This window comes from Kitasatospora albolonga, assembly GCA_002082585.1.
Classification (GTDB): Bacteria; Actinomycetota; Actinomycetes; order Streptomycetales; family Streptomycetaceae; genus Streptomyces; species Streptomyces stephensoniae.
Genome location: CP020563.1, coordinates 1,028,664 through 1,041,220 on the forward strand (window position 1 = coordinate 1,028,664; position 12,557 = coordinate 1,041,220).

Annotated in this window: 10 protein-coding genes; 3 read left to right on the forward strand and 7 right to left on the reverse strand. The window is 72.7% G+C overall.

The window, feature by feature from the left end; all coding sequences use genetic code 11:
- The first annotated feature begins 18 nt into the window (after nt 1-18).
- Entirely contained in the window at nt 19-1,509 is a 1,491-nt protein-coding gene (locus tag B7C62_04415; GenBank protein ARF76981.1) for an FAD-dependent oxidoreductase, read from the forward strand.
- A gap of 123 nt (nt 1,510-1,632) precedes the next feature.
- Nucleotides 1,633-3,792 carry an AAA family ATPase gene (locus B7C62_04420; GenBank protein ID ARF71586.1) on the forward strand — a complete coding sequence of 720 codons (2,160 nt, stop codon included), beginning with the start codon at nt 1,633-1,635 and terminating at the stop codon, nt 3,790-3,792.
- A gap of 17 nt (nt 3,793-3,809) precedes the next feature.
- Here B7C62_04420 and B7C62_04425 read toward each other — a convergent pair whose 3' ends face one another.
- From B7C62_04425 to B7C62_04435, 3 genes are all read right to left on the reverse strand, one after another.
- Nucleotides 3,810-4,781, reverse strand: coding sequence for an aldo/keto reductase (locus B7C62_04425; GenBank protein ID ARF71587.1), 972 nt, complete (start codon nt 4,779-4,781; stop codon nt 3,810-3,812).
- A 135-nt stretch (nt 4,782-4,916) separates the two neighbouring features.
- Nucleotides 4,917-6,344, reverse strand: a complete 1,428-nt coding sequence (locus B7C62_04430; GenBank protein ARF71588.1) for an argininosuccinate lyase — start codon at nt 6,342-6,344, stop codon at nt 4,917-4,919.
- Between the two features lie 106 nt (nt 6,345-6,450).
- On the reverse strand, nt 6,451-7,647 hold the full coding sequence (locus B7C62_04435; GenBank protein ARF71589.1) for an argininosuccinate synthase: 1,197 nt from the start codon (nt 7,645-7,647) through the stop codon (nt 6,451-6,453).
- A 252-nt stretch (nt 7,648-7,899) separates the two neighbouring features.
- On the opposite strand from B7C62_04435, the gene B7C62_04440 reads away from it, so the two are divergent.
- Nucleotides 7,900-8,607: a hypothetical protein gene (locus tag B7C62_04440; protein ARF76982.1), complete on the forward strand. Its 708-nt coding sequence runs from the start codon at nt 7,900-7,902 to the stop codon at nt 8,605-8,607.
- Nucleotides 8,608-8,657: 50 nt separating this feature from the next.
- Here B7C62_04440 and B7C62_04445 read toward each other — a convergent pair whose 3' ends face one another.
- Genes B7C62_04445 through B7C62_04460 form a run of 4 tightly spaced genes read right to left on the reverse strand, consistent with a single transcriptional unit; the run spans nt 8,658 to nt 12,496 of the window.
- The gene (locus tag B7C62_04445) at nt 8,658-9,194 is read right to left on the reverse strand and encodes an arginine repressor (GenBank protein ID ARF71590.1); all 537 of its coding nucleotides are present in this window, start codon (nt 9,192-9,194) and stop codon (nt 8,658-8,660) included.
- A 25-nt stretch (nt 9,195-9,219) separates the two neighbouring features.
- Nucleotides 9,220-10,419: an acetylornithine aminotransferase gene (locus tag B7C62_04450; GenBank protein ID ARF71591.1), complete on the reverse strand. Its 1,200-nt coding sequence runs from the start codon at nt 10,417-10,419 to the stop codon at nt 9,220-9,222.
- Nucleotides 10,416-11,345, reverse strand: a complete 930-nt coding sequence (locus B7C62_04455) for an acetylglutamate kinase (protein ARF71592.1) — start codon at nt 11,343-11,345, stop codon at nt 10,416-10,418. The genes B7C62_04450 and B7C62_04455 overlap by 4 nt, the downstream gene beginning before the upstream one ends.
- A complete protein-coding gene (locus tag B7C62_04460) occupies nt 11,342-12,496 on the reverse strand; it encodes a bifunctional ornithine acetyltransferase/N-acetylglutamate synthase (protein ID ARF71593.1) in 1,155 nt (384 codons plus the stop codon). Before B7C62_04460 ends, B7C62_04455 begins: the two co-directional genes overlap by 4 nt.
- Nucleotides 12,497-12,557: the final 61 nt, after the last annotated feature.

Sequence of the window (12,557 nt, forward strand, 5' to 3'; positions counted from 1 at the left end):
GACAGGGGCGGAATGGTGATGATCGACGTAATCGTCGTCGGCGGTGGACCGACGGGCCTGATGCTCGCCTGCGAACTGCGGCTGTCCGGGGTGCGGACCGTGGTGCTGGAGAAGCTGGCCGAGCCGACCCGGGAGAGCCGGGGGCGCGGTCTGCACGTGCGCAGCGTCGAGGTGATGGACCAGCGCGGGCTGCTGGACCGGTTCCTCGCGGTGAGCGAGAAGTTCCAGGTGGGCGGGTTCTTCGGGGGCATCCAGAAGCCGTGGCCGAGGCTGCTGGACACGGCACACCCGTACGGTCTCTCCACCCTCCAGCCGGTCACCGAGCGGCTGCTCCGGGAGCGGGCCGTCGAGCTGGGCGCGGAGATCCGGCCCGGCCGCGAGGTGGTCGCGGTGGGCCAGGACGCGGAGGCGGTGACCGTCGGACTGGCCGACGGAACGCGGCTGCGCTCGCGCTTTCTCGTCGGGTGCGACGGTGGCCGGAGTGTGGTGCGCAAGGAGGTGGGCATCACCTTCCCCGGTGAGCCCGCCACGGTCGAGACGCTGCTCGGGGACATGGAGCTGGCCGAGGACCCCGAGGTGGTCGCCGCCGTGGTGGCGGAGGTGCGCAAGAAGGAGCTGCGGTTCGGCACCATCCCCAACGGGGACGGGACGCACCGCGTCATCGTGCCCGCCGACGGGGTCTCCGAGGAGCGGGCGGGCGCGCCGACCCTGGCGGAGTTCAGGGAGCGGCTGCGGGCGGTCGCGGGCACCGACTTCGGCGTCCACTCCCCCCGCTGGCTCTCCCGGTTCGGGGACGCCTCCCGGCAGGCCGAGCGGTACCGGGTGGGCCGGGTGCTGCTGGCGGGCGACGCGGCGCACATCCACCCGCCGACCGGTGGGCAGGGGCTCAACCTCGGGGTGCAGGACGCGTTCAACCTCGGCTGGAAACTGGCCGCCGAGGTCAACGGGTGGGCGCCGGAAGGGCTGTTGGACACCTATCACGCCGAACGCCACCCGGTGGGCGCCCGGGTGCTGGAGAACACCCGGGCCCAGATCACCCTGCTGGGGACCGGACCGGGGGCCACCGCCCTGCGCGAACTGCTCGCGCGGCTCATGGACTTCGATGAGGTCAACGCGTACATGACCGGTCTGATCACCGCCGTCGACATCCGCTACGACCTCGGCGAGGGCCACGCCCTGCTCGGCCGCCGCCTGCGGGACGTCCGGCTGACGCGGGGCCGCCGCCTCTACGAGCTGATGCACGAGGGCCGCGGCCTGCTGCTCGACGGAAGCAGCGGAGGCGGCGGAGGCGATCGGGGCCGGGAGGGAGGCGGGCGGCTCCCGGCGAACGGCTGGGCGGACCGGGTGGACCACGTGGTCGACGCGGTGGAACCGGCCGAGGAGTTCGGCGTACCCGCCGTCCTGCTGCGGCCGGACGGCCATGTGGCCTGGGCGGGGGCGGGCGACGACCAAGAGGGGCTGACGGCCGCGCTGAAGCGGTGGTTCGGCGCACCGGCACCGACCGGCTGAGCGGTCCCGTACACCCGGCGGACCGCCGACCGGCTGAGCGGCCCGTACACCAGCAGACCACCGACCAGCTGAACGGCCCGTACACCAGCAGACCTCCCCACCCAGCAGAACGGAACGCACACCGTGACCCCCACCGCCTTCCATCTCCCCGACCGCCTCTCCACCAAGGCCGACCCGGCGCTGATCGCCGCCGACGAGGAGCACTTCGCGGCCCTCGCGCGGTCCCTGGAGGAGTCGGTCGCCGAGCTGACCGGCCGCCTGGACGCGGAGCGCAGAGCGCCCGGCGGCACGGGGCGGCAGGCGATGGACCGGGACGCCGAGATCCACCGGCTGACCGCCCGTCTGCGCACCCTGCACCGCTTCGGCCTCGACCTGTGCCTCGGGCGCATGGTGGGTGAGGACGGCTCCGCGCCCGTGTACGTCGGCCGGCTCGGCCTCACCGACGGCGAGGGCCGGCGGCTGCTGGTCGACTGGCGCTCCCCCGCCGCCGAGCCGTTCTTCGGCGCCACCCACGCCCGGCCGATGGGCCTGGTGAGCCGCCGCAGATACCGCTGGACCGGCGGCCTGATCAGCGACTACTGGGACGAGGTGTTCGCCCCGGACGCCCTCGCCGGACACGGGGCGCTCGACGACCAGTCGGCGTTCATCGCCAGTCTCGGTTCCCACCGTTCGGAGCGGATGCGGGACGTGCTCGGCACCATCCAGGCCGACCAGGACGCCATCATCCGCGCGGGCTCGCGGGGCGCGCTCGTCGTGGACGGCGGGCCCGGTACGGGAAAGACGGTGGTGGCCCTGCACCGGTCCGCGTACCTCCTGTACTCCGACCCCCGGCTGAGCCACCACCGGGGCGGGGTCCTGTTCGTCGGCCCGTCCCGGCCCTATCTGGGGTACGTCTCCGATGTGCTCCCGAGCCTCGGGGAGGAGGGGGTCCGGACCTGCACCCTGCTCGATCTGGTGGCGGAGGGCGCCACGGCGGTGGCCGAGACCGATCCCGAGGTGGCCCGGCTGAAGTCCTCTGCCGGGCTGGTGAGGGCGGTCGAGACGGCCGTCCGGTTCTACGAGGAGCCGCCCACCGAGCCCCTGACCGTCACGACACCCTGGTGCGACCTCCGGGTGACCGCCGCCGACTGGGCGGTGGCGTTCGGGGCGGCCGGGCCCGGGGCCGTGCACAACGAGGTGCGCGACCAGGTGTGGGAGGAGCTGCTCACGCTCCTCATGGAGAAGTACGAGAGTGACGAGGCGGCTCCCGGCCTGGTCCGGAAGGCGCTGGGGCAGGACCGGGAGCTGCTCGCCGCCTTCGACCGGGCGTGGCCGCTGCTGGAGGCGGCCGATCTCGTCGGTGACCTGTGGTCGGTGCCCGCGTACCTCCGTATGTGCGCCCCCTGGCTGAGCCGGGACGAGGTCCGGCTGTTGCAGCGCGCGGACGCGCAGGCGTGGACCGTGGCCGATCTGCCGGTCCTGGACGCGGCGCGGCAGCGGCTCGGTGACCCGGAGGCGGCCCGGCGCGGGCGTCGTCGGAGGGCGGCCGAGGCGGCCGAGCGCGCGGGCATGGACCAGGTCATCGACGCGCTGCTCGCGGACGAGACGCTGGCCGACGCCGATGTCGACAGCGAGGGCGCGTTGGTCATGCTGCACGGCCGGGACATGAGGGACGCCCTGGTCGACCCGGGCGCCTTCACCGGCACGGAACCGGACCGGCTCGCGGGCCCGTTCGCGCACATCGTGGTGGACGAGGCGCAGGAGCTGACCGACGCCGAGTGGCAGATGCTGCTGGTGCGGTGCCCGTCGCGGAGCTTCACGGTCGTCGGGGACCGTGCCCAGGCCCGGCACGGGTTCACCGAACCGTGGCGGGAGCGGCTGGAGCGGGTCGGGCTCGACCGGGTGACCCTCGCCTCCCTGACCGTCAACTACCGGACACCGGAGGAGGTGATGGCGGAGGCCGAGCCGGTGATCCGGGCCGTGCTGCCGGACGCCAATGTGCCCGCCTCGGTCCGTTCCGGCGGGCTGCCGGTCGTATACGGCCGCGTGGCGGATCTCGACGCGGTCCTGGACACCTGGCTCGCCGCGCACCCGGACGGGATCGCATGCGTCATCGGCGATCCGGCGTTCCGGGCGAGGCCCCGGGTGCGGTCGCTGACGCCGGAGCTGGCGAAGGGGCTGGAGTTCGACCTGGTGGTGCTGGTGGAGCCGGAGGCGTTCGGGGCTGGTGTGGCGGGCGCGGTCGACCGGTATGTGGCGATGACGCGGGCGACTCAGGAGCTGGTCGTCCTGACCGGCTCCTGAGTCCCGGCGGTCCGCGCTCAGTGCCAGGGCAGGGCGGCCCGGTGGCGCCAGTACGACTCCGGCTCCTCCACCAGGGCGTCCAGCCGGGCCCGCTGCTCCTCGTCCAGGTCGACGACGGGGGCGTGCAGATTTCCGGCGAGCTGGGTGGCGGTGGCGGCGCCGGAGAGGACGACCCCGGCCCACGGCTGGTGCAGGACGAGCGCCAGGGCCACCGCGTCGCCGCCCACCCCCGCGTCGGCGGCGATCTCCTGGAACACGGCGGGCGCCTCGTCCCCGGCCAGGCGCCCGTTGGCCATGCCCTCCTTGACGATCACGGTGAGCCCGGCGTCATGGGCCTCGGCGAGGGCGGGCGCGGCGGAGGTCTCCAGGGCGTTGTAGGTGGCCTGGACGGTACGGAAGAGGGGGTCGCCGTCGACCGTGAGCGCGAGGGCGGCCCGGATGGCGTCGGCCTGGGCGGGTCCGCTGGTGGAGAAGCCGATGGCGACCCCGTCGGCGGCCAGGGCGGCGAGCCGCTCGTGGAGCTCCTTGTCGGCGAGGGCCGGGCTGTCAGGGGTGAGGGAGTGGATCTGGTAGAGGTCGAGCCGGTCGCCGAGGAGTTCGCGGGTCTCGGCGCGCTGGCGCTCGAAGGTGGCGAGGCTGTGGTCCTTGACCTCGTGGGTCCCGGCGTCGGTGCGCCAGTCGGCGGTGTAGGTGTACCCCCACTTGGAGCCGACGACGAGGTCGGTGAAGGAGGGCCGGGCGTCCAGCCACTCGCCGAGGAACTCCTCGGCGCGGCCGTAGGAGCGGGCGGTGTCGACGTACCGGACGCCCTGCGCGTACGCCGCGTCCAGCAGTTCGTGCGTACGGGCGCGCAGGGCATCGGCGTCCCGGCCGTCGGGAAAGTCCCGGTCGCGGTGGAGGTTGATGTATCCGGGCCTCCCGACGGCTGCGAGACCCAGTCCGATGTGGGCGGTCGGGGTCGTCGCGGTGGCCAGGGCGGTGAAGGGCATCGCGGGCTCCTCGGGGTCGGTTGCGGATACTCCTACCCCGGTCAACGTAGCCCGCGACATCCTTCGTGCGCCTGTGGCGGCACCGTACGTACGGGGGCACCACCCCCGTACGTACGGTGCCGGGCGCGCTCCGGCCTACCGGCGGGCGTCGGCCCACGCCTGCTGGGCCTCCAGGTCCTTCTTCACCTCGGCGAGCTGGACGGCGACGGCGGAGGGGGCCGTGCCGCCCCGGCCGTCGCGGGAGGCGAGGGCGCCGCGCACGTTGAGCACCGTGCGGACCTCCGGGGTGAGGTGCCCGGAGATCTTCGCGAACTGCTCGTCGGTGAGCTCGTCCAGCTCGATGCCGTGCTGCTCGCACTCCTTGACGCAGGCGCCCGCGACCTCGTGCGCGACCCGGAAGGGCACGCCCTGCCGGACCAGCCACTCCGCGATGTCGGTGGCGAGCGAGAACCCGGCCGGGGCCAGCTCCTCCATGCGCTCACGGTTGACGGTGAGGGTGGCCATCATGCCGGTGAAGGCGGGGAGCAGGACTTCGAGCTGGTCGCAGGAGTCGAAGACGGGCTCCTTGTCCTCCTGGAGGTCGCGGTTGTACGCGAGCGGGAGCGCCTTCAACGTGGCGAGCAGGCCGGTGAGGTTGCCGATGAGGCGGCCGGACTTGCCCCGGGCCAGCTCCGCGATGTCCGGGTTCTTCTTCTGCGGCATGATCGAGGAGCCGGTCGAGAAGGCGTCGTGGAGGGTGACGAAGGAGAACTCCTTCGTGTTCCAGATGATGACCTCCTCAGCGATCCGGGAGAGGTTGACGCCGATCATCGCGGTGATGAACGCGAACTCCGCGACGAAGTCCCGCGAGGCGGTGCCGTCGATGGAGTTGCCGACCGAACCGTGCTCGAAGCCGAGGTCGGCGGCGACCGCCTCCGGGTCCAGCCCGAGCGAGGACCCGGCGAGGGCGCCGGAGCCGTACGGGGAGACGGCCGTGCGCTCGTCCCACTGGCGCAGCCGCTCGGCGTCCCGGGACAGGGACTGGACGTGGGCGAGCACATGGTGGGCGAAGAGGACCGGCTGGGCGTGCTGGAGGTGGGTGCGGCCGGGCATCGCCACGTCCGGGTGGGCCTCGGCGAGGCCGACCAGGGCGCCCTGGAGGTCGGCGATGAGGCCGCCGATGATCCGGGCGTGGTCGCGCAGGTACATCCGGAAGAGGGTGGCGATCTGGTCGTTGCGCGAGCGCCCGGCCCGCAGCTTGCCGCCGAGGTCGGGGCCGAGCCGCTCCAGGAGCCCGCGCTCCAGAGCGGTGTGGACGTCCTCGTCGGCGATGGTCCCGGTGAAGGAGCCGTCGGCGACATCGGCTTCGAGCTGGTCGAGCCCGGCGAGCATCCGGGTCAGCTCGTCCTCGGTGAGCAGGCCCGCCTTGTTCAGGACGCGCGCGTGGGCGCGGGAGCCGGCGATGTCGTACGGCGCGAGCCGCCAGTCGAAGTGGACGGAGGCCGACAGCCTGGCCAGCGCCTCGGCCGGTCCGTCGGCGAAACGCGCGCCCCAGAGCCGGACGTCACCGTTGTTGCTGCTCACTGCGTGCTCCTCAAAGGGCGAAGGTGCGGATGTGCGGCCGCCTCCCCGCCGGGTGTGCGAGGGGAGGCGGCTGTTCAACGAAGGGGGCGGGCCGAGGGTGTCCGGGCTATGCCTGGAGATCGCGCCTGGCCGCGATCTTCGAGGAGAGGCCGAAGATCTCGATGAAGCCCTGCGCCTTGGACTGGTCGAAGGTGTCGCCCGAGTCGTAGGTGGCGAGGTTGAAGTCGTACAGCGACTCCTCGGACCTCCGGCCGGTGACGACGGCGCGGCCCGCGTGCAGGGTCATCCGGATGTCGCCGGTGACGTGCTGGTTGGCCTCCTCGATGAAGCCGTCCAGGGCCCGCTTGAGCGGGGAGAACCAGAGACCGTCATAGACGATCTCGCCCCAGCGCTGCTCGACCTGCCGCTTGTAGCGGGCCAGTTCGCGCTCGACGGTGACGTTCTCCAGCTCCTGGTGGGCGGTGATCAGCGCGATCGCGCCGGGTGCCTCGTACACCTCGCGGGACTTGATGCCGACGAGCCGGTCCTCGACGATGTCGATCCGGCCGATGCCCTGCGCTCCGGCCCGCTCGTTGAGCTGCTGGATCGCCTGGAGGACGGTGACGGGGCGGCCGTCGATCGCGACGGGCACGCCCGCCCTGAAGGAGATGACGACCTCGTCGGCCTCGCGCGGGGTGGCGGGGTTCGCGGTGTACTCGTAGATGTCCTCGATCGGCGCGTTCCAGATGTCCTCCAGGAAGCCCGTCTCGACGGCGCGCCCGAAGACGTTCTGGTCGATGGAGTACGGGGACTTCTTGGTGGTGGCGATCGGGAGGTTCTTCTCCTCGCAGAAGGCGATGGCCCTGTCCCGGGTCATCGCGTAGTCGCGGACCGGGGCGATGCACTTCAGGTCGGGGCCGAGCGCGGAGATACCGGCCTCGAAGCGGACCTGGTCGTTGCCCTTGCCGGTGCAGCCGTGGGCGACGGTCCCGGCGCCGTGCTTCTCGGCGGCGGCGACGAGGTGCTTGACGATCGCCGGGCGGGAGAGGGCCGACACCAGCGGATAGCGGTCCATGTAGAGGGCGTTGGCCTTGACCGCCGGGAGGCAGTACTCCTCGGCGAACTCGTCCCGGGCATCCGCGACCTCGGCCTCGACGGCACCGCAGGCGAGCGCGCGCTTGCGGATGACGTCCAGGTCCTCGCCGCCCTGGCCGACGTCCACGGCGACGGCGATGACCTCGGCGCCTGTCTCCTCGGCGATCCAGCCGATGGCGACGGAGGTGTCAAGACCGCCCGAGTAGGCGAGTACGACGCGCTCGGCCACGGGTTTCTCCTTACGGTGCAAGCACTGGTAGGCATAACTATGCGCTCCACCGTATGTTTTGTCAAAGCGGGGGCTCAGAGTGGGGCAGGGAGGCGCGGACGGCGGCGGCAGGCTGCCCCGGACGGGCCACCGGGCCGCGCACGGGGCCGTACGGGGCAGGTCCGGTGGGCCGTACGGAACAGGTCCGGTCCGGTGGGCTGTATGGAGCAGGTCCGGTGGGCCCCCGCCCCCGGCGGCCGTACGGTCCGGAGCATGCGCCGACCTCTGCTGACCCTCGCCGTACTCCTCACCCTGGCCACCGGCTCCCTCGGGGCCGCCCCCGCCGACACCCCGCCGCCCCTCCCGTACCGCCTGGCGGACACCGGCGGCGGCTCCCAGCTCATCACCGCCGAGGCCCCGGACCCCGCCTCCACCACGGGCACGGTGACCTGGTGGGAGCGGCGCGGGGGCCGGTGGGCGGAGGCGGGGTCGGCGCCCGCGCGGTTCGGGGCGAACGGGCTGGCCGAGGGCGCCACCCGCGAGCAGGGCACCAGCACCACGCCGACGGGCCTGTACGACCTCCCGTACGCCTTCGGCATCGAGGACGCCCCGGCAGGGACCCGGTACCCCTACCGCAAGGTGACCGAGGACTCCTGGTGGTGCCAGGACAACGCCTCGCGCGCGTACAACCGCTGGGTGGAACCGCGACCGGACCACTGCCGGGCGGACGAGGCCGAGCATCTGGTCGCGTACGGGACCCAGTACGCTCGCGCGCTGGTGATCGGCTTCAACTACGACCGTCCGGTACGGGGCCGGGGCGCCGGGATCTTCCTGCATGTGAACGGGCGCGGGGCGACGGCCGGGTGCGTCTCGGTCCCGGCGGACGCCATGGCGGAGATCCTGGCCTGGGTGCGGCCCGAGCGGCGGCCGCACATCGCGGTCGGGACCTCGTCGGGCCCGACCGCGATCACGCGGTACTGAACACGCGCACTGCCGGGAACACGCGAACACGCGCTCCTGAACACGGCGGCTCAGCGGTCGTTCTGAGCGAGCCTCAGCAGATGGTCGGCGAGCGCCTGGCCGCCGTTCGCGTCGCGGCTGATGAGCATCAGCGTGTCGTCGCCCGCGATGGTGCCGAGGATGTCGTGCAGTTCGGCCTGGTCGATGGCCGAGGCGAGGAACTGGGCGGCACCCGGCGGTGTACGCAGCACCACCAGGTTGGCCGACGCCTCGGCCGAGATCAGCAGTTCGGCCGAGAGCCTGCGCATCCGCTCCTCCTTGGCCGAGCCGCCCAGCGGGGCCTGCGGGGTGCGGAAGCCGCCCTCGCTGGGCACCGCGTAGATCAGCTCGCCGCCGGTGTTGCGGATCTTCACCGCGCCCAGCTCGTCGAGGTCGCGGGAGAGCGTCGCCTGGGTGACGCTCAGCCCGTCGTCCGCGAGGAGCTTGGCCAGCTGGCTCTGCGAGCGGACCGGCTGCCGGTTCAGGATGTCCACGATCCGGCGGTGGCGGGCGGTGCGGGTCTGCGGCACGGACGGTCCGCCGTGCTCGGTCTCCTGCGCCTCGGTCATCGTCGTCGCCTCATTCTCCGGAGGGTCATGCTCCGGATCGTCCGTCCCCGTGTGCCGCGTCGAGAGCGCCCGGCAGGATCTCCAGGAACGCGTCCACCTCCGCGTCACCGATGATCAGCGGCGGCATGAGCCGTACGACATCGGGGGCGGGCGCGTTCACCAGGAGGCCGGCTCCCTGGGCCGCCTGCTGCACCTGCGGTGCGAGGGGTCCGGTGAGCACGATACCCAGCAGCAGGCCACTGCCGCGGACGTGGGAGACCAGGGGGTGTCCCAGCGCCTCGACTCCGTCGCGGATCTTCTCGCCGAGCCGCTTGACCTCGTCGAGCGCGCCGTCGGCCGCGAGCGTGTCGATGACGGCGAGTCCGGCGGCGCAGGCGACCGGGTTGCCGCCGAACGTGGTGCCGTGGTGACCGGGCTTCAGCAGGTCGGCCGCCGGGCCGAACGCGACGGCCGCGCCGATCGGCAGCCCGCCGCCGAGCCCCTTGGCGAGGGTGACGATGTCCGGCTCGACGCCCTGGTGGGCCTGGTGCTCGAACCACTGGCCGCAGCGGCCGATCCCGGTCTGCACCTCGTCGAGGACGAGGAGCGTCCCCGTGGCCCGGGTGATCTCCCGGGCGGCCTCCAGATAGCCCTTGGGCGGCACGACGACACCGTTCTCGCCCTGGATCGGCTCGATGACGACCAGGGCGGTGCCGGTGGTGACGGCCGCGCGCAGGGCGTCCACGTCCCCGTAGGGGACATGGGTGACATCACCGGGGAGCGGGCGGAAGGGCTCCTGCTTGCCGGGCTGGCCGGTCAGCGCGAGCGCGCCCATCGTCCGGCCGTGGAACCCGCCGTCGGTGGCGACCATATGGGTGCGCCCGGTGAGCCGGCCGATCTTGAAGGCGGCTTCGTTGGCCTCGGCGCCGGAGTTGGCGAAGAAGACCCGGCCCGGGCGGCCGAACAGCTGGAGCAGCCGCTCCGCGAGCGCGACGGGCGGCTCCGCGATGAACAGGTTCGATACGTGGCCGAGGGAGGCGATCTGGGTGGAGACGGCCGCCACGACGGCGGGGTGGGCGTGGCCGAGGGCGTTGACCGCGATGCCGCCGACGAAGTCGAGGTAGCGGGTGCCGTCCTCGGCCCAGACGTGGGCGCCCTCGCCGCGGACGAGGGGCAGGCGGGGGGTGCCGTAGTTGTCCATCAGCGCGCCCTGCCAGCGCGAGGTGAGTCCTGCGGTCCCGGTCATGATTCCCCCTGGTGAGGCCCTGTGTGTACGTCGATGGGGGCGTCCGGCACGACCATCGTGCCGATGCCCTCGTCGGTGAAGATCTCCAGCAGGATCGAGTGCTGGACCCGGCCGTCGATGACGCGGGCGGTCTCGACACCGTTGCGCACGGCGTGGAGGCAGCCCTGCATCTTGGGCACCATGCCGCTGGACAGTTCGGGCAGCAGCTTCTCCAGCTGGCTCGCGGTGAGGCGGCTGATCACGTCGTCGCTGTTGGGCCAGTCCTCGTAGAGCCCCTCGACATCGGTGAGGACCATCAGCGTCTCGGCGTCCAGGGCGGCGGCGAGCGCGGCGGCCGCGGTGTCGGCGTTGACGTTGTAGACGTGGTGGTCGTCGGCGGAGCGGGCGATGGAGGAGACGACCGGGATGCGGCCGTCGTCCAGCAGCGCCTGGATGGCCCCGGTGTCGATCGCGGTGATCTCGCCGACCCGGCCGATGTCGACGGACTCGCCGTCGATGGTGGGCCGGTGCTGGGTGGCGGTGATGGTGTGGGCGTCCTCGCCGGTCATGCCGACGGCGAGGGGACCGTGCTGGTTGAGGAGGCCGACCAGTTCGCGCTGGACCTGCCCGGCGAGGACCATCCGTACGACGTCCATCGCCTCGGGCGTGGTGACGCGCAGCCCGGCCTTGAACTCGCTGACCAGGCCCTGTTTGTCGAGCTGGGCGTTGATCTGCGGGCCGCCGCCGTGCACGACGACGGGCTTGAGTCCGGCGTGCCGCAGGAAGACGACGTCCTGGGCGAAGGCGGCCTTCAGCTCCTCGTCGACCATGGCGTTGCCGCCGAACTTGATGACGACCGTCTTGCCGTGGTGCCGGGTCAGCCAGGGCAGCGCCTCGATGAGGGTCTGCGCCTTCGGGAGGGCGGTGTGTTTCCGCGCGGCGCTCATGAGCTGTACGCGCTGTTCTCGTGGACGTACTCCGCGGTGAGGTCGTTGGCCCAGATGACGGCCGACTCGGTGCCCGCGGCGAGGTCGGCGGTGATCCTGACCTCCCGGTAGCGCATGTCGACGAGGTCGCGGTCCTCGCCGACGCGGCCGTTCTTGCAGACCCAGACGTCGTTGATGGCGACGTTGAGCTGGTCCGGTTCGAAGGCGGCCCGCGTCGTGCCGATCGCGGAGAGGACGCGGCCCCAGTTGGGGTCCTCGCCGTGGATCGCGCACTTGAGGAGGTTGTTACGGGCGATGGACCGGCCGACCTCGACGGCGTCGTCCTCGGTGGCCGCGTTGGTCACCTCGATCCGGATGTCCTTGGAGGAGCCCTCGGCGTCCCCGATGAGCTGCCGGGCCAGGTCGTCGCAGACGGCCCGTACGGCTTCGGCGAACGCGTCCTGCTCCGGGGTGATGCCGCAGGCGCCGGAGGCGAGGAGCAGCACGGTGTCGTTGGTGGACATGCAGCCGTCGGAGTCGACCCGGTCGAAGGTGGTCCGGGTGGCGTCGCGGAGGGCGGCGTCCAGCTGGGGGGCGGGCACATCGGCGTCGGTGGTGAGGACGACGAGCATGGTGGCGAGGCCCGGGGCGAGCATGCCCGCGCCCTTGGCCATGCCGCCGACGGTCCAGCCCTCGCCGCCCGCGACGGCCGTCTTGTGGACGGTGTCGGTGGTCTTGATGGCGATGGCGGCCTTCTCGCCGCCGTGTTCGCTGAGGGCGGCGGCGGCCTGCTCGATGCCGGGGAGCAGCTTGTCCATGGGGAGCGGGATGCCGATGAGCCCGGTGGAGGCGACGGCGACCTCGCCCGCGCTGTGGCCCTCCAGGACCTCGGCGACCTTCTCGGCGGTGGCGTGGGTGTCCTGGAACCCCTTGGGGCCCGTACAGGCGTTGGCGCCGCCGGAGTTGAGGACGACGGCGGTGACCTCGCCGCCCTTGAGGACCTGCTCCGACCAGAGCACGGGGGCGGCCTTGACGCGGTTGGAGGTGAAGACGCCCGCGGCGGCGCGGCGGGGCCCGTGGTTGACCACGAGGGCCAGGTCCGGGCTTCCGCTCTCCTTGATTCCGGCGGCGATGCCCGCCGCCGAGAATCCCTGTGCTGCCGTGACGCTCACTGCATCTCCTCGTTCGCTTCTGCGGCCGCGCGGCGCGACGGCGCGGCGTGCGTGTCCCTCC